This window comes from Dietzia kunjamensis, assembly GCF_045689975.1.
Taxonomy (GTDB): Bacteria; Actinomycetota; Actinomycetes; order Mycobacteriales; family Mycobacteriaceae; genus Dietzia; species Dietzia kunjamensis.
Genome location: NZ_CP143297.1, coordinates 2813585 through 2835831 on the forward strand (window position 1 = coordinate 2813585; position 22247 = coordinate 2835831).

The following is a 22247-nucleotide window of genomic DNA, read 5'->3' on the forward strand; positions in this document are numbered from 1 at the left end:
AGTCGACCCGCAGCTACGGAAGATGCTACTGACCTCACGAACGCGTAACAAGAGCCTGTGAACATCCGGGGTGGGTTTCGGTCTGTTCGCTTGATCACGTGCATCATCGAGGGCATGACCGACACCACGACCTCCGACCCGTTCCTCCACCTCGAGGCCGTCGACTCCCCCGAGGCGCTCGGATGGGTGCGTGAGCGCAGCGACCGGACGGTCGCAGATCTCGCCACCGGCGATCATGCCGAAGCCGCGCATTCCCGCGCCCTGGAGATCCTCGACGCCACCGACCGGATCGCGTGGCCGGTCCTGCGCGGCCGGTACGCCTACACGCTGTGGAAGGACGGTGACCACCCCCGCGGGCTGTGGCGCCGGGTGCCGTGGACCGTGCTGGCCGACGGGGCGCCGGGGGTCGACCACCCGGCCTGGGAGACGCTCGTGGACGTCGGGGCCCTCGCCGACGAGGAGGGCGTCAACTGGGTGTACTCCGGCACGGTCGTGCGTCGTCCCGTCGACGACCGGGCGCTCCTGCGGTTGTCCCGCGGGGGCGCGGACGCCGTGGAGGTCCGGGAGTTCGATCTGACCGAGCGCCGCTTCGTCACCGCCGGGGAGGGGGCGTTCCACCTGCCCGAGGCCAAGTGCTCGGTGTCCTGGGTGGACCGCGACACCGTGCTCCTCACCGCGCCGCTGGACCCGGACGGCTCCGACGCCACCGACTCGGGGTACGCGCGTGTGGTGCGGCTCTGGCGTCGCGGGACCGATCCCGCCCAGGCCCCGGTGATCTTCGAGGGCCGCACCGACGACGTCGCGGTGGGCGCCTCGCACGACCCCGTCACCGGGCGGTTCCTGGCCAGCCGGGCGCCCGACTTCCACACCTCGCAGGAGGTGTTCTGGACCCCGGGCACCGACCCCGCCTCCACCACCCCACTCGCGGTGCCCGTGCCCGAGGACTGTGACGTCACCTCGTGCGGCGACTGGCTCATGCTGCGCCCCCGCACCGATCTGGAGATCGCCGGCCGCTCCCACCCCGGAGGGTCGGTGCTCGTGGTGCCGTGGGCCGCCGTCGACGCCGAGCCGGGTCGGCTGCCGGAGCCCGTCGTGCTGTTCTCCCCCACCCCGTCCACGACCGTGGAGGACGTCAACTGGGGCCGCGGCCGGATCCTGCTCACCGTCCTCGACGACACCGAGTCGCGGATCGACGCGTTCTCCCTCCCCGACACCGCCGACGGCGAGTGGTCCCCGTTGCCCGTCGAGGGCCTGCCGGAGCACGTCTCGGTCGACGTGCTGTCCTGCGACCGGCTCTCCGGGATGGACGACGACCCGGTATCAGGAACCGCACCCGGTTCAGCCGCACCTACCTACGCGGGCGAGCGCCCACACCCCGACGACGCGGTGCTCGCGGTCTCCGGGCCCGTCGTCCCGCCGTCGCTGGTCCTGCTCCGGGCGGACGGCAGCACCACCACCCTCGGCTCGACGCCGCACCGGTTCGACACCTCCGGAATCGAGGTCACCCGCCACACCGCCGTGAGTGACGACGGCACCGAGGTGCCCTACACCGTCATGCGCGGGCCCGGCCCCGCCGGACCACGCCCGACCATCCTCTACGGCTACGGCGGGTTCGAGGTGTCCATGCGCCCCGCCTACGCCGCCCTGCGCGGTGCCCTCTGGCTCGAGGAGGGCGGGGTGTACGTCGTGGCAGGGATCCGCGGCGGCGGCGAGTACGGGCCGTCGTGGCACCGCGCCGCCGTACGAGAGAATCGTCCCCGGGCCTTCGAGGACTTCGCATCCGTGGCCCGCGCCCTCGTCGAGGAGGGCGTGACGACCCGCGATCAGCTCGGGGCGACCGGCGGGTCCAACGGCGGCCTGCTCATGGGCGTCATGCTCACCCGCTATCCGGAGCTCTTCGGTGCCCTCGCGATCGCTGTGCCCCTGCTGGACATGAAGCGCTACCACCTGCTCCTGGCCGGAGCGTCGTGGATGGCCGAGTACGGGGACCCGGACTCCGCCGACTGGGACGACTTCCTGGGTGCCTACTCCCCCTACCAGCACATCCGGCCCGCCTCGGAGGTCCGCTACCCGCCGGTCCTCATGACCACCTCGACCCGGGACGATCGCGTCCATCCGGGCCACGCCCGCAAGATGACCGCCGCCCTGGAGGACGCGGGACACGAGGTCCGGTACTACGAGAACATCGAGGGCGGGCACGCCGGCGCCGCCGACAACTCCCAGGAGGCCCGGAAGGCGGTCCTCACCTACGAGTTCTTCAGGCGCCGACTACCTCGTCGTCGTCCCCACCAGGGGTGACGGCACCCAGCTCGCGGTCGATCCACGACAGCACCCGGGCGACCACCTCGGCGGGGCGGCGGGCCCACGCGTTGTGGCCCAGCGCCTCCGGCTCCAGCTCCAGCGTCGTCCGCGCCGAGGGAAGCATGGCCAGGAGGTTCCGCGCCGCGCCGGCCGGGGCCAGAGGGTCGTCGGCGATCGCCACCGCCAGCGCCGGCACGGTGACCTGCGCGAGGCCCGCCGGGTAGTCGAGGTCCGCCCGTGCCGGCTGCATGACGCCGCGTCCGGCGAGCCTGGACCAGTCGCGGACGCGGTCGGCCGGGATCCTCCCCTGTGCGCCGAAGAACTGGCCCGGCACGTGCCCGGACAGCCAGGCCAGCGTCGGGAGGATGACCGACGCGGCGCGCAGCTTGTGCCCGAAGGAGCCCGGGAACCCCCGGTGGAACGGTGACTGTGCGGCCACGGCGATCAGGCCCACGACCCGCGGGTCGTGGCGGGCGAGGTGGTAGACGCCGATCTGCGCGCCCATGCTGTGACCCAGCAGCACGACGGACTGGGTGCCGAGACGCTGCTCCATCGCGTCCAACGCGAGCGGGACGTCCTCGGCGGCGCTCTCGTGGTAGCCGGCCGGGCCGCTGCGACGCCCGATGCGGTAGGTGCTCTCACCCTGACCGCGGAGCTCGGTGATGGCGACGTCGACGCCCTCGGCCGCCAACGCGCGGGCGAGGGGGAGGTAGTACCGGGCGCCGACGGCGATGCCCGGCAGCACCAGGATCGCCGGCCGGCTCTCGTCCCGCCGAGCCGTCTCGACGATCAGCAGCGGACTCGTGCTGCCGTCCGAGTGCTGCAGCTCCACCCGCTGCGGGTCCTCCATTGTGGTCATGTGTACAGGATGCCGGACTACGCTCCGGTCTGCGCGGTCACCCCTGGATACGACGAACCCCGCACCACCGGTCGTCGGTGGTGCGGGGTTCGTGGAGGTCCGGGGCGGCGCGTGCGCCGCTCTGGATCAGGGGATCAGGCTCAGCCCCAGCTGGCGCCCATGGCGCGACCCATCATCGGCCAGGACTGCTTGAGGTCGTCCTCCCAGTAGCCCCACGAGTGGGTACCGTTGGGCGCGAAGTCGAAGTGGGCCGGGATGCCGAGCTCGCCGAAGCGGCGGGCGAGGTTGGCAGTGCAGTACTGGGTGGCCGCCTCGATGACGCCGCCGACGATCGCCTGGTTGGCCAGCGCCGGGATGCTGTTGCGCAGACGCCAGTTCTCAAGCGACTCGTGCGGCCCGGGCAGGCCGTTGCCGGTTGAGATAAACATCGCCGGGAGCTGGTTGTTCTTCATCTGCTCCTGGAAGCGGAAGGCACCCCAGACCGGGTCGTTGTCGAACCAGTTGTTGGTCCCCGTGCGGGGCTCGCCCGGGAAGGGGCCCCACATGTTGTCGAGGTTCGCGCCGCCGCGCATACCGGTGACGATGTTGATGAACTGGTAGCCGATCGGCGTGGAGGTCTCGGCACAACCCGAGTACGAGCCGATGGCCTGGAACCTGCCCGGGTGCTTCTGCGCGATCGTCAGGACCGAGGTGGCGGTCATGGAGATCGCCGCGAGGCCACGCTTACGGCCCTGGTAGTTGCCGCCGTAGCGGCCCTCGAAGAGGTTCGGGAGCTCCTCGGCGAGGTAGGTCTCGAACGCCATCGGGCGGTCGGTCTCGCGCGCGAAGCGGGTCTGGACGTTGGGATCGTGCCGCTGCCAGTCCGTGTAGTACGAGAAGGCGCCGCCGATCGGGGTGACGGTCCACGCGTCCTTGTCGGACATGAACTTCTTGACGTCGGACTGCGCCTGCCAGGTGGCCGAGTCCTCGCCACCGCCGGCACCGTTGATCAGGTACAGCACCGGGGCCCCGGCGTTGCCGTCACGCGGCGGCTGGACGATGTTGGGGACCTCGATCGCCATCTTGTCCGACCACACCGAGACGATCATGCGGCCGTCGGGCAGCTTGGTCTCGACGACCTTGTTCGCGGCCGTGGCCTTGGTGTACTGGATGCTTCCGCCCTGGGCCTGGGCCGTGCCCGTGGCGACGACGGGGACCATGGCCGCAGCGAGGGCCGCTGTCGCGACCTTCGTGCCGAACCGCTTCACTGAACGCATATTTCGACGCCTTACATTCTCGTTGTTCACAGACGGACCCGGGCATTCCTGCGGGAACGCTAACCCGATTCCCAGTAGTCACACAAGTCCCACTAGACACAGTAGTACCACTATTGCGTCCGCAGGTTGTGCGTATTGCATCCGCGGGGCACGCTCCGAGGCTCCCACAGTCAGGTGAACGGAGGGTAACCGCAGAGCCGGCCGGTGCGGCTCACGTCAACATTATCGACGGTGACCCGCGCCCCGTTACCGGTATGAACAAACTTATATTCGCGGATCTCCCACGGGGCAAGTACCGGCGACCGGCAGGGGTGCGAGGAAGGGCCCCGGACGCCAGTCCGGGGCCCTTCCTCTAGTCGGTGGACGACTCAGGCCATGAAGCCCTTACCCAGAGCCTCCTGGAGGTCGCCACCGGCGAAGTAGCCGATGCCCTTGACCAGGTTGTTGACCCAGCCGAGCATATCCGCGACGACACCGAAGGTGCCTTCCTTGCCGAGGATGCCGCCCAGGCTGCCGTCGGCGCCAAATGCTTCGCTGCCCATGTTTTTCTCCTTCACGTACGTGGCGAGTGCGGTGTTCCGTCACTCGGGAAACTGCAAGGGGTGACCGCTGTCAGGCCCGCGGTCGCGGCACAGGCCCGGAAGCTGATTCCGGGAGGGGACCTCAGGTCACTCGGGAACGGACTCGCCGAGGCTGCCCAGGACGGTGTCCAGGCCGTCGCCGGCGAGCGAACCGGTCATACCGGTGATGCCGTCGAGAAGGTTCTTGACCGCGGTGAGCGCGGCACTGATGGCGCTGAAGTCAGGCATGCGTTTCTCCCTTTTGCTGTGATGTCGCCCCGACTCGTGGGGCCCTCGGTAAGGTTAACCTAAGTCGCGTTGATGTCAATCGTGACGCGCGTCTCAGATCCTCCCCTTGACGCTGGCCAGGCACCTATCCCGGGCCCGTGTCCTGGGCCACTGTATCCCACCGATGCTTAAGAAGACTCATTAATCGGCCATCCTCCACAGAAGTTCCCTCACGCGTCTCCCCCCGGACACTTGTCGCTGGTGAGCGCCGTTCCGACGTCACTTCCTGTTCACCCTCGGGGATCACCGTGGGTGCTGGTGTCACCCCGGCGCGCACCCCTCCGGAGACGCCGAAGCGGCCCGCGCGAGGGAGATCGCGCGGGCCGCATTCGGAACCGTCAGGGGCAGTCGCCGCCCCGGACGGGGCTCGTGTCACTGCAGGAAGCCTCCTGTCAGCGCCTCCTGGAAGTCACCTCCGGTGAAGTACGCGAGGCCGGAGAACATGTCTCCGAACGCGCCGAGGAAGTCGTTGAGAAAGCCCAGTGCGCCACTGACGCCGGCAAGGGATCCGAACTCGGGGAAGGTCATCGTCTGCTCCTAGAGGTGTTCTGGTGTGTCGTGGGTGGGTCGTGACGGCTATTCGGCGCTGATGCTCGTGATCGCGCCGATGAAGTCGTTGACCCCACCCTCGCCACCCAGGGACCCGGTGAAGAAGACGACGGCGCCGAGGATGTCGGTGATTCCGCCGAAGAGGTCGGACAGTTGACCGAAGTTGGGCATGGAGGTCTCCGTTCTCAGTGTGTATCGGCGCCCTCCGGGGCGCCTGACACAGACATTAGGGCGGCCGTTCAGCAGCCACCAGAGACGAAACCGTTCCTTAACCGCAGGTCACAGACGTTTCACGCGGGACGACCCACGTGACGATCCTGTTACGCGACCCAATGCCCCAGGAGAGCCCGATAAGAACCGTGGCCCGCACCGGATCTCCGGTGCGGGCCACGGCCGCGTGCTGGGATGGGCTACATCAGAAGCCCATGCCGCCCATCTCGTCGCCACCCGGCATGGCGGGCGCGGCGGGCTCGGGCTTGTCGGCCACGACGGCCTCGGTGGTGAGGAACAGCGCGGCGATCGACGCGGCGTTCTGCAGCGCCGAGCGGGTCACCTTGACCGGGTCGTTGATGCCGGCCTCGAGGAGATCCTGGTACTCGCCGGTGGCGGCGTTCAGTCCCTCGGCGCCCGGCAGGTTGCGGACCTTCTCGGCCACGACGCCCGGCTCGAGGCCGGCGTTGTGGGCGATCTGCTTGAGCGGGGCGCTGAGCGCGAACTTGACGATGTTCGCGCCGGTGGCCTCCTCGCCCTCGAGGGACAGGCCATCGATGGCGACCTCGGACTTGACCAGGGCGACGCCGCCGCCGGCGACGATGCCCTCCTCGACGGCCGCCTTCGCGTTGCGCACGGCGTCCTCGATGCGGTGCTTGCGCTCCTTGAGCTCGACCTCGGTGGCCGCGCCCGCCTTGATGACGGCGACGCCGCCGGCGAGCTTGGCGAGACGCTCCTGGAGCTTCTCGCGGTCGTAGTCGGAGTCCGAGTTCTCGATCTCGGCGCGGATCTGGTTGACCCGACCCTCGATCTGACCCTGGTCTCCGGCACCCTCGACGATGGTGGTCTCGTCCTTGGTCACGACGACCTTGCGGGCCTTGCCGAGCATGGAGATGTCGGCGGTCTCGAGCGAGAGGCCGACCTCCTCGGAGATGACCTGGCCACCGGTGAGGATGGCGATGTCCTGCAGCATGGCCTTGCGGCGGTCTCCGAAGCCCGGGGCCTTGACGGCGACGGACTTGAAGGTGCCGCGGATCTTGTTCACGACCAGGGTCGACAGGGCCTCGCCCTCGACGTCCTCGGCGATGATGAGCAGCGACTTGTTCTCGCCGATGACCTTCTCCAGCAGCGGGAGCAGGTCCTTGACGGTGGAGACCTTGCCGGAGACCAGCAGGACGTACGGATCCTCCATGACCGCCTCCTGGCGCTCCGGATCCGTCTGGAAGTACTGCGAGATGTAGCCCTTGTCGAAGCGCATGCCCTCGGTGAGCTCGAGGTCCAGACCGAAGGTCTGGGACTCCTCGACCGTGATCACGCCCTCCTTGCCGACCTTGTCCATGGCCTGGGCGATGAGCTCGCCGATGGCCGGGTCGCCGGCGGAGATCCCCGCGGTGGCGGCGATCTGCTCCTTGGTCTCGATCTCCGTGGCGGAGTCGATCAGGTGCTTGGTGACGGCCTCGACGGCCTTCTCGATGCCGCGCTTGATGCCCATGGGGTTGGCACCGGCGGCGACGTTGCGCAGGCCCTCGCGCACGAGCGCCTGGGCGAGAACGGTGGCGGTGGTGGTTCCGTCGCCGGCGACGTCGTCGGTCTTCTTGGCGACCTCCTTGACCAGCTCGGCGCCGATCTTCTCGTACGGCTCCTCGAGCTCGATCTCCTTGGCGATGGAGACGCCGTCGTTGGTGATCGTGGGGGCGCCCCACTTCTTCTCCAGCACGACGTTGCGGCCCTTGGGGCCGAGCGTGACCTTGACGGCGTCGGCGAGCTGGTTGAGACCGCTCTCCAGGCCGCGCCGGGCCTCTTCGTCGAACGCGATCATCTTTGCCATGGGGTGAATCATCCTCCGGGTATGGGGTGACACGCGTGTGGTCAGCGTCGGTGCCCGCGACGGACGGTGCGGACCGTGTCGGATCCGCGCCTCACCTTGCGACCTCGGTTCTCAGATCTTGCTGGCACTCAGGGTAGCCGAGTGCCAATCGCTTTTCTAGCACTCGCCCCCGACGAGTGCAAAGGCCCGGACGGCTGATTCGCGCTCGGCGAACGACCCTCACGTCGCCCGGCCCTGCCCTACCATCGAGACGCCGTCCCACCCGTTCGCTCGAAAGGCTCGTCAATGCCCACCGAACCCGCCGCAGCAGGCGCCATCGAGAGCTCCATCGAGATCGACGCCCCGCCGGCCCGGGTCTGGGAGGTCATCTCCGAGGTCCGCAACGCCCCCCAGTGGAGCAGCCAGGCCTGGAAGATCTTCCCCCTCGGCGGCCGCACCGCCAAGGGCACGTGGGCGCTGAACCTCAACAAGCGCGGGCCGCTCCTGTGGCCCACGACCAGCCGTGTGGTGGAGTTCGAGCCCGGCCGCCGGTTCGCGAACCGCATCACCGAGAACACCACCATCTGGGTCTTCGACCTCGAGCCGACCCCCGCCGGCGGCACGCTCCTCACCGAGCGTCGCGAGGTCCCGGACGGGCTGACCTTCATCTCCCGATTCCTCACGGACAAGGTGTTCGGCGGTCAGAAGTCGTTCACCAGCGAGCTGGACCGGGGCGTGTCCACCTCCCTGCAGCGGATCAAGGCGCTCGCCGAGCGGGGCTGAGGCCGGCATGGCCCGGGCCGCCGCGGCCCTCATCGCGGGCTCGCTCCTCGCGTCGCTCTCCGGCTGCGCCCTGTGGTCGGGCGGCGGCGACGACACCGACGAGCCCACCCGTGAGCAGCCCGGGCCCACCCTGGCCGCCGGCCCACCGCCCGCGGACTGGCAGGACGTCCGCAGCCCCACCGGGCTTGTGTACTCGGTTCCGCCGGGGTGGGAGGTCGGGGACCCGTTCGGGGTCGACCACGACGCCGGCGACCCCGGATCGGATTGGGGATCGGGCTACGTCACCACCGCCAACGCCATCGCCGACCGTGGCTACTGCCGGCTCGGGGGCCTGAGCTTCCGGACCCTGGTCGGCATCAGCGCGACGGCACTACCGGGCGAGGCGCGTGAACAAGCCGAATCGGCGTCCCGGGCCATGGCGGATTCGATCGACCGACGGTTCACCCAGGCCGGTGCCGACGTCCCCGTCCCCGATGCCCGCAGCATCGGGGTCTCGGGGGTGCCCGCCTGGTACGTCTCGCTGCGCGGCGAGGTGCGTCCCCCGCGCAACGACTGCACCCCGCCGACCATCCGCTTCGACACCATCGCGGTGTCCACGCGGGGCCCGGACGGCGCGCCGGCCTCACTGGTGTTCGTCCTCATGTCCGACGAGGGCGAGGCCGGCGTGCAGCCCACGGAGACGATCGACGCCGTGGTGGCGTCCCTGCGCTACGACATCTCGGTGTGACGCCACCCGGGCGCGGCCACCCGGTTCAGGCCGCGGTGGCGGAGTCGCGGCCGCCCGTCGCGGGATCGCCCCCGGCGGGCTCCGCGACCACGTCATCTGTCCGCGCATCCTCCGTCCGCGCGTCACGCGGCAAAAATTCCGCCCACCCCTGGTCGCAGCGGGCCCACGCCCAGCCGGCGTCCGCCGCGGCGTCGGCCGCGTCAACCGGGACGGTCCGCCGGCGCACGGGGACGTCCGGCCCGTCCTTCGCCTGGATGAGCAGGCAGTCGCCAGACCGCTCGAAGCGGAAGCAGCGTTCGCCGTCGACCTCCAGCTCCAACCGGTCGCCGTCGATCAGGAGCTTGCCGATCAGCTGGCCCAGGAGTTCACGGGTGACCCACGGCAGCGTGCCGCGGGGTCGACCGCGCACCGCGTGGTCGGCGATCCCTGCGCCCACCATGGTGGGCCGACGGTGGACGTCGACATCAATGCGCTCGCGCGGGTCGGCCGCCAGTCCCAGCTCGGGCGAGGTCACGCGGAGCTGGCGCGGGGCGGCGTACCGCATGACGGCGTTGACCACGAGTGGGCGGGTGATCACCTCGGGCCGGATGACCACGCCCACGCCGTCGATCTCCGGGCGCGAGCACAGAGCGCCGGTCTCGCCGATCGCCTCGGCCTCCGGGAACCGCTCCGACACCTCGTCGCACAGCGCCTCGAGGTCCGCCCGCACATGTGCGGGCAACTCCTCGACGGAGGTGAGCTCGCGGAGCTCCTTCTCAGCAGGGGTGACGACGATCACAAAGCTACTCATGTGCACACCATACTTCATGCTGCGTTCACTTTCCGTTCATGTCGCCGAGTCGTGTCGGAGCGGGCAACTACTCTGTGCGCATGGCCGACTCCCCCGCGTTCGCTGACCCCCACGCCGATCTCGCCCCGCTCGCGGCCGCGGTCGCCGCCCAACTCGACCGGGCCCGCTCCGATCTCGCCGATCTCGTCGCCCTGCCGTCGGTGCACGATGCCGAGCCGGATGCCTGCGCACAGGCCAGCGACCTCGTCCGCGGCCTGCTCACGGACCTGCCGATCCCGGGCCTGGGCCCGGACTCGGTCGAGGTGATCGAGACGTCCGACGGGTCGCGCGCGGTGTTCGCCCACCGCCCGGCCGCACCCGGCCGCCCCACCGTGCTGCTCTACAGCCACTACGACGTCCAGCCCTCCGGGGACCCGGGCGAGTGGACGTCCTCGCCGTGGGAACTGACCGAGCGCGACGGCCGGTGGTACGGCCGCGGTGCCGCGGACTGCAAGGGAAACCTCGTCGTGCACCTCGCCGCCCTGCGCGCCCTCGCCGCCCTGGGTGACGACGACGAGGTCGGCGACCCCGGGGCGGACCCGCTGGACGGCCTGGGGATCCGACTCGTCGTGGAGGGCTTCGAGGAGACCGGCGGAGGGGGCCTGGACGATCTCGTGGCGTCGCGGCCCGACCTGGTGGCGGCGGAGGCGATCCTCATCGCCGATTCCGGGAACGTCTCGGTCGGCACCCCCACGCTCACGACCAGCCTCCGGGGGATCGCCAACCTCGTCGTCGTCGTCGACACCCTGGAGGCCGGGGTCCACTCCGGACAGTTCGGGGGCGCGGCGCCCGACGCGCTCGCCGCCCTCATCTCCATCCTCGCCTCGCTGCGCGACCCCGCCACCGGCGCCACGACCGTCGACGGCCTAGACTTCACCGGCGAGTGGGACGGGCAGGCCTACCCCGAAGAGACGTTCCGCGCCGACGCCGGGATCCTCGACGGGGTGGAGGTCTCCACGGCGGCCCCGCTCGCGGACCTGGTGTGGTCACGGCCCGCGGTGACCGTGCTGGGGATCGACTGCCCGCCGGTCGAGGGGGCGATCGCCGCCGTCCAACCCCGAGCCCGCGCCCTGGTCAACCTGCGCGTTCCACCCGGGATCGACCCGGTCGAGGCGCAGCGGCTACTCACCGCGCACATCGAGCGGCGCAGGCCGTGGAACGCCCGGGTGACGGTGGAACCCGAGGCCGTCGGCCACCCGTTCCGCTCGGTGCCGGCGGGCGGCTCGGACCCGGTCCACGACCTGCTCTCGCAGTGCCTGGTGCAGGCCTACGGTGCGGAGGAGGTCGCCGTGGTCGGCTCCGGCGGATCGATCCCGCTGTGCACCGCGCTGCAGCGGGCGCATCCCGACACGAGCATCGCACTGTTCGGCGTCGAGGACCCAGCGGCCGCGATCCACTCCCCCGACGAGAGCGTCGACCCGCGGGAGATCGAGCGCATCGCACTGGCGGAGGCGGCGTTCCTGCAGCGCTACCGCTGAGCCCCCGGCCCGGCGAACCGGTAACGGTGTGACGCCCGTGGACCGATACTGTCACCAGTGGCGGTTCGACCAGGTCTCGGCTGCCCGGAAGAAGGAGCCGCCATGCCCGTGCCCGCACTCGCCCACCGCGTCACCCGCGCAGGCCGCGCCCTCCTCGCGACCGCTGCCGCCGCCGCACTGACGGTGGGACTGCTCCCCGCCCCGGCGCAGGCGCAGGGACTGCCGGGGTCGATCAGCCCGGAGCAGATCGCCAACGGTGCTCTCGGCACCATCTCGCCGGAGAGCCTCAGCCAGCTCCTCTACTTCGGCAACCTGCCGGGCTCGTCCGGGTCGTCGATGATGGGCATCGCCAACCGACTCGGATTCTCCCCCAACATGTTCGCCGGACCCCCGCCGCCGGCACCCCAGCCCAACCCGAACATCACCGAGACGCGCGTCGTGAGCAAGGAGATCGACGGACGCTACGAGCGGTGGCTCATCGACTCGGCCGACATGAAGCGCGGGATCACCGTCGAGGTCTACCGCGCGCCCAACGGTAATCAGAACGCGCCGTTCCTCTACCTCCTCGACGGTGTCGGCTCCGAACTCCCCAGCGGCTTCATGCAGTGGGGCGCGGCAGAGCAGTTCGCGGACGAGAACGTCAACCTCATCATCCCGACCGGTGGCCAGGGTTCGATGTGGGCGGACTGGAACGAGCCCGACCCGGTGCTGGGCATCAGCAAGTGGGAGGCCTTCATCACCCGCGACCTGCCCGCCCTGGTCGAACCCGAGGTCAGCACCAGCCGCAGCCGCGCGATCGGCGGGATCTCGATGGGCGCTGGCGCGGCCGTCACCATCGCCACCCGCCACCCCGATCTCTACCGGGCCGTCTTCGGCGTCTCGGGCTGCTACTCCACCGGCACGCTCGGTCAGATCCTCACCCGCTACACCGTGGAGAGCCGCGGCGCCACGCTGACCAACATGTGGGGCGAGCCGGGCAACGCTCAGTGGGCGGACCACGACGCGCTGATCAACGCGGAGGAGTTGCGCGGAAAGGCGATCTACCTCTCGTCCGGCACGGGCGTGGCCAACCCGGGCGACTGGGAGGACTACAACAACGACGCCGCCAACTTCGTCGCCGGCATGGCGCTGGAGCAGGCGACCGGGCAGTGCACACGCGCGGCGGACCGCCGCCTGCGCGAACTGCGCATCCCGGCGACGATCGACCACCTGCCCACCGGGCTGCACAACTGGTCCTACTACTCGCGTCAGATCCCCGTCGCCTGGAACGCCATCCGCGGCGCGCTGTGACCCCGCCGGGGCCGGAGGGGGTCCTGCGCTCGCCGCGATACGCTCACCTCCGTGAACTCCCGCCCGGATCTTGACCTGACCCTGCGTCTGTCGGCGTCCGCGGCCGATTCCCGACGGGGGATCGTCCGCGCACACCCGGAGGTGATCCTCGCGCTGGGGATGCGCGAGTGGGATGCCATCGAGATCATCGGCGCCCGCACCACGGGCGCCGTGGTCGCCGCCGCGGCCACGGGCGCGCCGAGCGGCGTGCTGGTGGTCGACGAGGTGGTGGCCGCCAACTGCGGCCTGGGCGAGGACGCGCGGGTGACCGTGCGGGCCGCGCAGGTGACGGGCGCGCAGTCCGTCGAGGTCCAGGGCCTCCCGCCGGCGGGCCGCGGTGTCGCCGAGCGTGTACTGCGGTCGGCGCTGCTGGGCAAGGTGGTGCGGGTCGGGGACTCGGTCACGCTGATGCCGCGCGATCTCGGCCCCGACTTCCCCACCTCCGACACCACCCGAACCCTGCGCAACACCATGGGCGCGGCATGGAGCACCGAACTGCTCACCGTCATCGCGACCGTGCCCGGCGGGACCGTCTCCGTGCAGCCCACCACGGCGATCGTGACCGGCGTGGGCACCGGGGGCACGGGGGCCGCGAGTACGGGAACGACGACGAGCCCCCGCACCACGCCGGCTCCTGCCGTCACCGGCGTGCACGGCCCGGGTTCGGCCATCACGGCCGTCGCGAGGGAAGACCTCGTCGGGGTCGCCGACCGGGCCGAAGTGCTGGAGCAATGGCTCTCCCTCGCGCTGGACCGCTCGGAGTTGTTGCGGACGCTGGGCGCGTCGCCGCACCTCGGGGTGCTGGTGGCGGGACCTCCGGGCGTCGGCAAGGCGACGCTGGTCCGCTCGGTCGCCGGCCACCGACGGCTCGAGGTGGTCGACGGGCCCTCGGTCGGAGCGCTCGACCCCGCCTCACGACTCGAGGCGGTACGTGCCGCCGCCGAGCGGGCCCGCGAGAATGGCGGGATCCTGCTGGTCACCGACGTCGACGCACTGCTCCCCGCCCAGCCCGAGCCGGTGTCCACGCTGGTCCTCGACCGACTGCGGTCGGTGGTGGCGTCCCCAGGATCGGTGCTGGTGGCGACCTGCGTGCGCCCAGAGGACGCCGACGCCCGGCTCCGCGAGCCCGACCTCTGCGACCGCGTGCTCGACCTGCCCCTGCCCGACGCGGCCGACCGCGCCGCGCTGCTGGAGGTCATGCTCAGAAACGTGCCCACCGGGACGCTGGACCTGCGCGCCGTCGCCGAGCGCACCCCCGGGTACGTCGCCGGCGACATGAGGGCACTGACCCGGGAGGCGGCCCTGCGGGCGGCCGGGCGGGCCGCGGGCAACGGCGTCACCGACCGGCCCGCGCACGGCGACCCCGCGCCCGACCACCCCGCGCCCGACCACCCCGTCGCCCGTCTGGAGCAGGACGACCTCCTGGGCGCGATCAGCGTGATCCGGCCGCTGTCCCGGTCCGGCACAGAGGAGCTGAGCCTCGGATCGATCACCCTCGACGACGTCGGGGACATGGAGGAGGTACGTCAGGCGCTCACCGAGACGGTGCTGTGGCCGCTGCAGCACCGCGACTCCTTCGAACGGCTGGGGGTCCAGCCTCCGCGGGGCGTGTTGTTGTACGGTCCCCCGGGCTGCGGCAAGACGTTCGTCGTGCGGGCCCTCGCCGCGAGCGGGCGGTTGACAGTGCACATGGTCAAGGGCGCCGAGCTCATGGACAAGTGGGTCGGGTCCTCGGAGAAGGCCGTCCGCGACCTGTTCCGCAAGGCCCGGGACTCCGCGCCGTCGCTGGTGTTCCTCGACGAGATCGACGCGCTCGCCCCGCGGCGGGGCCAGTCCGGCGATTCGGGCGTCGGCGACCGGGTCGTCGCGGCCCTGCTCACCGAACTCGACGGTGCGGAGCCACTGGGTGATGTGGTCATCCTCGGCGCCACCAACCGGCCCGAACTCATCGACCCCGCCCTGCTGCGTCCGGGGCGGCTCGAACGCCTGGTGTTCGTCCCCCCGCCGGACGCCGAGGCCCGGGCGGACATCCTCCGGGCGGCCGGCCGGGACGTCCCGCTGGCCGACGACGTGGACCTGACCGAGCTCGCGACCGACCTGGACGGGTACTCGGCCGCGGACTGCGCCGCACTGCTCCGGGAGTCGGCGCTGACCGCGATGCGTCGCGACATCAACGCGGCCGAGGTCACCGCCGACGACGTGGCGCGCGCCCGCCGCGCGGTCAGACCCTCTCTCGACCCCGTGCAGGTGGAGGACCTCCGGCAGTACGCCGAGCGTCGCGAGAGCTGAGCAGCGCGAGGGTGCCGCGCGCGGGGGCGGGGCGCCACGGGCTTGCCGGGATTCACGCCGGCGGCCTAGAGTGTCTGACCATGCGGAAGATTCTCGTAGTAACCGGACGTAACGGGGCCTGACAGACCGGCACCCCCGTTGCGTGGTTGCTCCTTCTGACGTCGGTCATCTCACCGACGCACCAGAAGCGAGAACTCCATGACCCCCACGGCGAATCCCACGTTCGGCGGACCCCACGCGACCACCGGCTCTCCCATCTGCCCCTTCGCGAATCGATTCGGCCGCCGGCTGCCACGAGGGTTCGCCTCCGAGGCCGCGGGCCTGGACTGGCGCACGCTGCTCGACACCTACGCCCCGTCCTCCGACCGCTTTCATCTGGCCGATTTCTCCCGCCGCCCGCTGGGTCGGGGCATCATCGCCTACGAGGCGATCCTGGCCACCCGTGCCGCCGGGGACGCGCCCGGTGACTTCACCGCCCGCCGACTGACCACCGAGTCCTGCGGGGACGTCACCGCGATGTCCGACATGCTGAGCCAGGTCGGCGCGCGTACGGAGATCGAGAAGTTCCACCAGTACGAGGGCCACCGGCACGACGGCCACGCGTTCGGCGAGGCCGGATCGTGGTGCACCATCCTGCGCGCCAGCTGTGGTCGCCGCGAGACGTGGGCGCTCGGGTTCGGGCAGACCTCCACCGAGGCCTCGATCGCGGCGCTACTCAGCGCCGCTACCCGCCTCCACCTGCGGTGATGACGGGTCAGAGACACCGTTCTGTAAAGTGACCACAGAACCACGCCCCGGTCGACCACCGACTCCCCGCCGTCTCGCTGCGGGTGCGTCCGCATGTCGTCGTCCGTTCGACGCAAGGAGAGGAGCCGCCGGTGATCGTGATCCTCGCGGCCCATGCTGTGGCCGCCCTGATCGCGATCCCGTTGGTGTCCAGGCTCGGACGCCGCGCCTTCCCGCTCCTGGCGTTGGTCCCCGCGGCCGGCACGGTGTGGGTGGCCGCGAACCTCGACAGGGTACCCACGGAGTCCATCCAGTGGGCTCCCGGCATCCACCTCGCGCTCGACCTGCGGATGGACGCCCTGTCCGCACTGATGTCCCTCATCGCACTCGGCGTCGGTGCGTTGGTGCTGTTCTACTGCACCTGGTACTTCGACGACTCCGAACCGCGACTCCACCTGTTCGCCGCGGAACTCGTCGCCTTCGCGGGCGTCATGTTCGGCCTGGTCGTGGCCGACAACATGATCCTGCTGTACATCTTCTGGGAGATCACCTCCGTTCTGAGCTTCCTGCTGGTCGGCCATTACGCCGAGCGGGCCTCGTCCCGGCGTGCCGCCACCCAGGCACTGCTGGTGACCACCCTCGGCGGCCTGGCGATGCTCGTCGGCATGATCATCCTGGCGCAGGAGGCCGGGTCGTACCTGCTCAGCGAGATCATCGCGGCCCCACCGTCGGGGGCCCTCGTCCACTGGGCGCTCGCCCTGGTCATCATCGGCGCGGCGAGCAAGTCCGCCATCGCTCCCCTGCACTTCTGGCTACCGGGGGCGATGACCGCCCCCACCCCGGTGAGCGCGTACCTGCACTCCGCGGCCATGGTCAAGGCCGGCGTCTTCCTCGTCGCGGCGTTCAGTCCCGGGTTGTCCGGCTCGTCCACCTGGCAGCTGCCACTCATCGCCCTGGGCCTGGTCTCACTGCTCATGGCCGGGTGGCGGGCGCTACGCGAGACGGACCTCAAGCTGGTGCTGGCTTTCGGCACCGTGTCCCAGCTGGGTTTCCTGCTCGTGCTGGTGGGCATCGGCTCCCGGGACACCATGCTCGCCGGGCTTACCATGCTGCTGGCACACTCGCTGTTCAAGTCGTCCCTGTTCATGGCGGTCGGCGTGATCGACAAGACGACCGGCACCCGTGAGATCCGCGAGCTGTCGGGCCTCGGTCGCACGCGGCCCGCGCTTGCGGTGTTCTTCACCCTCGCCGCCGCCTCGATGGCCGGGCTCCCGCCCTTCCTCGGATTCATCGGCAAGGAGTCCGCGTTCGCCACCGTGCTGACCGAGGGCCGACTACACGGGATGCCCGCGATCGTCGTCACCGCGGGCCTCGTACTGGGCTCGGTGCTCACCTTCTCGTACACCGCCCGCCTGGTCATGGGCGCATTCCGGGACAAGCCGACCTTCCCCGACGGGATCAGCCCCGCGGTCGCCGACTCGAAGCCCGTCAACCCGATGTTCCTCTCGGTGCCCGCGGTCCTCGCCGTCGCCGGCCTGGTGCTCGGCCTGTGGTCGGCGCCCGTCGAGAACCTCCTCGTCCGGTTCGTCGATGTCGCGTTCCCGCCCGGCAGCCCGTGGCGCGGGGACGAGGCCTACCACCTGGGACTGTGGCACGGCGTCGGTATCCCGCTGGCGCTCACGGCGGTCGTGTACGTGCTGGGAACCATGCTCTACGTCGCCCAGCGGACCGTCGAGCGGATGCAGTTCGAGTCGCCCGCGCTAGGTAACGCCGACCGCATCTACGACGCCGTCCTGCGCTTCTTCGACCTCTTGTCACTGCGCCTGACCGCGAGTATCCAGCGCGGCTCCCTCCCGCTGACGCTCGGCATCATCCTGTTCACCCTCGTGCTGTTCCCGTTCGCGTCCCTTATGGTCGGCACCCGCGAGGGCCTGCGGATGGAGCTGGCGGGCAACCCGGTCGTGCTGTTCGTCATGATCCCCATGACCGTCGCCGCGATCGCCGCCACCGTCCTGCGCAACCGCCTCGCCGCGGTGATCAGCATGTCCGTCACCGGCTACGGCGTCGCCATCATCTTCGCCTTCCACGGCGCCCCGGACCTGGCCCTCACCCAGGTGCTGGTGGAGACGCTGCTGATGGTCGCGTTCGTCCTGGTGCTGCGCACGATGCCCGCCGAGGTCCCGTTGTCGGACGGCTTCCGCCGGACCCGCGCCTGGCTCGGCATCGGGGTGGGCCTGCTCGTGGTGATCGTCGGCGCCTACGCCATCAACGCCCGCCAGCGGCCCGCCGTGTCCACCGTCTTCCCGGACCTCGCCTACGACATCGGCAACGGTGCCAACGCCGTCAACGTCACCCTGGTCGACATCCGCGCCTGGGACACCCTCGGTGAGATCACGGTGCTGCTCGTCGCCGCCACCGGTGTGGCCAGCCTGGTCTTCCGCAACCGCCGCTACGGCTCGGGGCCCCGCCTCGCCGACGCCGGCAAGACGCGCTCCGGCCGACGGGGCATCGAGGCCGCCCGCATCGTCGTCGAGGCTCCCGGCGCCTCCCCCGGCCGCTGGCTGGTCGGGGCGACCGTCCGCGATCCGCGTGCCCGCTCCCTCGTCCTCGAGGTCACCACCAGGCTCATCTTCCCCACCATGATGATCCTGAGCCTGTTCTTCTTCTTCGCGGGACACAACAATCCCGGAGGCGGCTTCGCGGGCGGTCTCGTAGCGGGCCTGGCCCTCGTCCTGCGGTACGTCGCCGGTGGCCGTTACGAACTCGGGGAGGCCATCCCGATCGACGCCGGCCGGATCCTCGGATTCGGGCTCCTGCTGGCCGCCGGCACGGCCACCGCCTCCATGTTCTTCGGGGCGCCTCCCCTGTCCAGCGCCACCTTCGAGGGGACGCTCCCCGTGTTCGGGGACGTCAAGTTCGTCACGGCACTGTTCTTCGACGCGGGGGTGTACCTCATCGTCGTCGGTCTCGTCCTCGACATCCTCCGCAGCCTCGGCGCCCGACTCGACCTGGACGCCGAGGACCTCGAGGAACTCCGCGCCGTCTACGTCGACGCCACCGACTCGCCGTCCACCGCCTCCCTGCGCTGCGTCCCCGGCGTCGACGGCGCCGCACCGCGGTCCGATCTGGCCGCCCGCCGCGCCGCACGCCTGAAGGCCGCCGAGAACCAGGGCACGACGTCCCGGGGGATGCCATGACCGCCGACTTCGCACTGCTGCTCCTGGCGGGCATCCTCAGCGCCGCAGGGGTGTATCTGCTGCTCGAGCGGGCCATCATCAAGATCCTGCTGGGCATCATGATCCTGTCCAACGGCGTCAACCTGCTGCTGCTGGCGGCGGGCGGCGCGCCCGGGAACCCGCCCATCCGCGACCGGACCTGGGGCGGCAACGCCACCGACTCCGATCCGCTCGCCCAGGCGATGATCCTCACGGCCATCGTCATCACCGCCGGTGTCGGGGCGTTCATCCTCGCGCTGGCCTACCGCTCGTACCAGTTCACCACCGTGGACGAGGTCGCGGACGACGTCGAGGACACCAAGATCGCCCGACGCTCCCCCACCGACGCCTGGTCCGCTCCCGACCGTGACGCCTCCGACGACCACGCCACCGGTCAGCCCACCGAACTCGGTGACCACGTCGACTACGACGACGAGGACCTCGAGGAGGCCGAAGCCGAGGCCGCCGCCGAAGCCCGCGCGGAGGCCCGGGCCAGAGCCGAGGCCGACGCTCGCGCGGAGGCACGGGCCCGCGCCGAGGCGGAGGCCCGACGTATCGATCGACGCGTGAAGCGCAACAAGGACGCCGGAAAGGAGGAGGACCTGTGATCTCCCCCGAACTCTTCGGCTACCTCATCCCGTCGGTCGTCCTCGCCCCGATGCTGGCGGCCGCCCTCTGTCTGGTGGTCTCCCGCCGACCGCGGGTGCAGAACGTCATCACGATCGCCACCCTGACCGGGGTGTTGGTCATCTCCGGCATCCTGCTGGTGCTGACCGAACAACACGGGATGCACACCGTCCAGGTGGGAGGCTGGGACGCCCCGGTCGGCATCACCCTGGTCGCGGACCGGCTCAGCGCGCTGATGCTGTGCGTATCCGCCGTGATCCTGCTGACGGTCATCATCTACGCAGTCGGCCAGGGTGTCCGCGACGGTGACGGCGACCAGCCGACCTCGGTCTTCCTGCCCACCTACCTCGCGCTGGCCGCCGGCCTGAACGCGGCGTTCATCGCCGGCGACCTGTTCAACCTGTTCGTCGGGTTCGAGATGCTGCTGGCCGCGTCGTACGTGCTGCTCACGCTGGGTGCCAGTCAGGAACGTGTGCGCGCGGGCGTGTCGTACACCGTCGTGTCGATGGTGTCCTCGATGGTCTTCCTGCTGGGCATCGCGCTGACTTATTCCGCCGTCGGAACGCTCAACCTGGCGCAGGTCGCCACCCGGATGGCCGAGGTCCCGGACGGCCTGCGGCACACCATCTTCGCCGTGTTCCTCGTGGCGTTCGGCATCAAGGCCGCCGTGTTCCCGCTGTCCACGTGGCTGCCCGACTCGTACCCGACCGCGCCCGCCCCGGTCACCGCCGTGTTCGCCGGTCTGCTCACCAAGGTCGGCGTCTACGCGATCATCCGCTTCCACACCCTGGTGTTCCCCGGGGGCAGCATGGACGGCGTCCTCCTGGTGGCCGGCCTGTTGACGATGGTCGTGGGGATCCTCGGTGCGATCGCCCAGTCGGACATCAAGCGGATCTTGTCGTTCACCCTGGTCAGCCACATCGGCTACATGATCTTCGGGGTCGCCCTGTCCACCGAGTCCGGGCTGAGCGCCGCGATCTACTACGTCGGCCACCACATCGTCGTGCAGACCACACTGTTCCTGGTCGTGGGCCTCATCGAACGGCAGGCGGGGTCGTCCTCCCTCCGCCGGTTGGGGTCCCTCGGCGTCGTCAGCCCGGTCCTCGCCGTCACGTTCCTCATCCCGGCGCTCAACCTGGGCGGGATCCCGCCGTTCTCCGGCTTCGTCGGCAAGCTCGCCGTGGTCCAGGCCGGCGCAGAGGTCGGCGGGGTCCTCATGTGGGTGCTCGTCGCCGGCGCCATGGTCACCAGCCTGCTGACGCTGTACGTGGTCGTGCGCGTGTGGTCCAAGGCGTTCTGGCGGCCCCGGGCGGACGCCCCCGAGGGCGCGATCGCGCTGGCCAAGCCGCTCGCACTGCTGCCGTCCGACGAGTACGTCGAGTTCGACGAGCGCGACGAGGTCGGGCGGATGCCGTGGAGCATGCTGGCCCCGACGTGGGCGCTCATCGTCGTCTCGCTTCTCATGACCGTCTTCGCCGGCCCGCTGCTCGCGGTCACCGACGGCGCCGCCGAGAGTCTGCGGGAGCGTGTCGAGTACCTCGTGACCGTCCCCACCGACGCCACACCCGAACGCTTCGTCGACTCCGTGACGGGGGTGCGCTGACATGGCCCGGAAGATGACGTTGGAGCCGCGGGTGCTCGGCGCCCGCCTGTTCATGACCCTGTGGCTGGCATTCGCCTGGGTCCTGCTGTGGGGCAGCATCGACATCGGCACCATCGCCGCCGGACTCATCGTCGCGACCGTGGTGATGGCCGTCCTCCCGCTCCCCCGCGTCCCCGTCGAGGGTCTGCTGCGGCCGGTGTCGATGGTGTGGCTGGTGCTCGTGGTGGCCTACTACCTCGTCCGGTCGTCGATCGCCGTCGCCTGGCTCTCGGTCCGACCCCAGGCGCCCCCGCGCTCCGCCGTGCTGCGCGCCCCGATGCGGCTGAAGTCCGACTTCACCCTGGCCCTGGCCGTCAACACCCTCAACCTCATGCCGGGCGGCATCGTCGTCCGCGTCGATCCCGCGGCCCGCTACGTCTACATCCACGTACTGAACACCGGAACCGACGACGCCGTGGAGCATTTCCGATCCCAGACCGCGCACATCGAGGCGCTCTACCAGCGGGCCTTCGAACGCGACGAGGACTGGAAGCCGAGCCCGGAGCACTACTCGGCACCCGCCGACAGCGCCCCGACGACCGTGGGCACCGCGGACTCCGCGGAATCCGCACCCCACGCCGCTAACCAAGCCGCGCCAGCTCACGCCGCCGCAGACCACCCCCCCGCAGACCACACCGACGCAGAAAAGCCCGAAGCTGCACGAGTCGAAGCAGAGCAGGCCGAAACAGAGCAGGCCGCAGCCGAGCACGCGGCACACCACGCGGACGACGCCGACGGCCCCACCCCGGAACAGGAGGCCCCCCGGTGAACA

General features: G+C 70.6%; 19 protein-coding genes. 11 read left to right on the plus strand and 8 right to left on the minus strand.

All coding sequences use genetic code 11. The features are described from left to right. Positions 1–114: 114 nt before the first annotated feature. A complete protein-coding gene (locus VZF99_RS13195; RefSeq protein WP_407335013.1) occupies positions 115–2298 on the plus strand; it encodes a prolyl oligopeptidase family serine peptidase in 2184 nt (727 codons plus the stop codon). Here VZF99_RS13195 and VZF99_RS13200 read toward each other — a convergent pair. From VZF99_RS13200 to groL, 7 genes are all read right to left on the minus strand, one after another. Further along, a complete protein-coding gene (locus tag VZF99_RS13200) occupies positions 2258–3160 on the minus strand; it encodes an alpha/beta fold hydrolase (RefSeq protein ID WP_407335014.1) in 903 nt (300 codons plus the stop codon). The genes VZF99_RS13195 and VZF99_RS13200 overlap by 41 nt on opposite strands. A 140-nt stretch (positions 3161–3300) precedes the next feature. Further along, a complete protein-coding gene (locus tag VZF99_RS13205; protein ID WP_185950894.1) occupies positions 3301–4416 on the minus strand; it encodes an alpha/beta hydrolase-fold protein in 1116 nt (371 codons plus the stop codon). Positions 4417–4784: 368 nt separating this feature from the next. After that, a complete protein-coding gene (locus VZF99_RS13210; RefSeq protein WP_253002447.1) occupies positions 4785–4958 on the minus strand; it encodes a hypothetical protein in 174 nt (57 codons plus the stop codon). A 126-nt stretch (positions 4959–5084) separates the two neighbouring features. Further along, positions 5085–5225 (minus strand): hypothetical protein, encoded by a 141-nt coding sequence (locus VZF99_RS13215; protein ID WP_253002448.1) that lies wholly within the window; start codon positions 5223–5225, stop codon positions 5085–5087. A 411-nt stretch (positions 5226–5636) separates the two neighbouring features. Beyond that, positions 5637–5792, minus strand: a complete 156-nt coding sequence (locus VZF99_RS13220; RefSeq protein WP_167507209.1) for a hypothetical protein — start codon at positions 5790–5792, stop codon at positions 5637–5639. 48 nt (positions 5793–5840) lie between these two features. Beyond that, positions 5841–5984: a hypothetical protein gene (locus tag VZF99_RS13225; protein ID WP_167457909.1), complete on the minus strand. Its 144-nt coding sequence runs from the start codon at positions 5982–5984 to the stop codon at positions 5841–5843. A 244-nt stretch (positions 5985–6228) separates the two neighbouring features. Then, positions 6229–7851 carry a chaperonin GroEL gene (groL, locus tag VZF99_RS13230; protein ID WP_067719261.1) on the minus strand — a complete coding sequence of 541 codons (1623 nt, stop codon included), beginning with the start codon at positions 7849–7851 and terminating at the stop codon, positions 6229–6231. Positions 7852–8136: 285 nt separating this feature from the next. Here groL and VZF99_RS13235 point away from each other — a divergent pair, with 285 nt between their 5' ends. After that, a complete protein-coding gene (locus VZF99_RS13235; RefSeq protein ID WP_120286076.1) occupies positions 8137–8613 on the plus strand; it encodes an SRPBCC family protein in 477 nt (158 codons plus the stop codon). A 7-nt stretch (positions 8614–8620) separates the two neighbouring features. Beyond that, positions 8621–9340, plus strand: a complete 720-nt coding sequence (locus VZF99_RS13240; RefSeq protein ID WP_407335015.1) for a hypothetical protein — start codon at positions 8621–8623, stop codon at positions 9338–9340. 25 nt (positions 9341–9365) lie between these two features. On the opposite strand, the gene VZF99_RS13245 is transcribed toward VZF99_RS13240, so the two are convergent. Continuing rightward, positions 9366–10130 (minus strand): hypothetical protein, encoded by a 765-nt coding sequence (locus tag VZF99_RS13245; RefSeq protein ID WP_407335016.1) that lies wholly within the window; start codon positions 10128–10130, stop codon positions 9366–9368. An 80-nt stretch (positions 10131–10210) separates the two neighbouring features. Between VZF99_RS13245 and VZF99_RS13250 the strand changes: the two genes are divergently transcribed. From VZF99_RS13250 to VZF99_RS13285, 8 genes are all read left to right on the plus strand, one after another. Then, the gene (locus tag VZF99_RS13250) at positions 10211–11647 is read left to right on the plus strand and encodes a M20/M25/M40 family metallo-hydrolase (RefSeq protein ID WP_407335017.1); all 1437 of its coding nucleotides are present in this window, start codon (positions 10211–10213) and stop codon (positions 11645–11647) included. 102 nt (positions 11648–11749) lie between these two features. Beyond that, positions 11750–12937 carry an alpha/beta hydrolase family protein gene (locus VZF99_RS13255; protein WP_132062516.1) on the plus strand — a complete coding sequence of 396 codons (1188 nt, stop codon included), beginning with the start codon at positions 11750–11752 and terminating at the stop codon, positions 12935–12937. A 51-nt stretch (positions 12938–12988) separates the two neighbouring features. Further along, positions 12989–15265: an AAA family ATPase gene (locus VZF99_RS13260; protein ID WP_407335018.1), complete on the plus strand. Its 2277-nt coding sequence runs from the start codon at positions 12989–12991 to the stop codon at positions 15263–15265. A gap of 198 nt (positions 15266–15463) precedes the next feature. Next, positions 15464–16012 (plus strand): hypothetical protein, encoded by a 549-nt coding sequence (locus tag VZF99_RS13265; protein WP_407335019.1) that lies wholly within the window; start codon positions 15464–15466, stop codon positions 16010–16012. A gap of 131 nt (positions 16013–16143) precedes the next feature. After that, on the plus strand, positions 16144–19188 hold the full coding sequence (locus VZF99_RS13270; RefSeq protein WP_407335020.1) for a Na+/H+ antiporter subunit A: 3045 nt from the start codon (positions 16144–16146) through the stop codon (positions 19186–19188). Beyond that, positions 19185–19814, plus strand: coding sequence for a Na(+)/H(+) antiporter subunit C (locus tag VZF99_RS13275; protein ID WP_067719286.1), 630 nt, complete (start codon positions 19185–19187; stop codon positions 19812–19814). The genes VZF99_RS13270 and VZF99_RS13275 overlap by 4 nt, the downstream gene beginning before the upstream one ends. Beyond that, positions 19811–21436 (plus strand): Na+/H+ antiporter subunit D, encoded by a 1626-nt coding sequence (locus tag VZF99_RS13280; RefSeq protein WP_067719289.1) that lies wholly within the window; start codon positions 19811–19813, stop codon positions 21434–21436. The genes VZF99_RS13275 and VZF99_RS13280 overlap by 4 nt, the downstream gene beginning before the upstream one ends. Position 21437: 1 nt before the next feature. Beyond that, a complete protein-coding gene (locus VZF99_RS13285) occupies positions 21438–22244 on the plus strand; it encodes a Na+/H+ antiporter subunit E (protein WP_407335021.1) in 807 nt (268 codons plus the stop codon). The last annotated feature ends 3 nt before the right edge of the window (positions 22245–22247 follow it).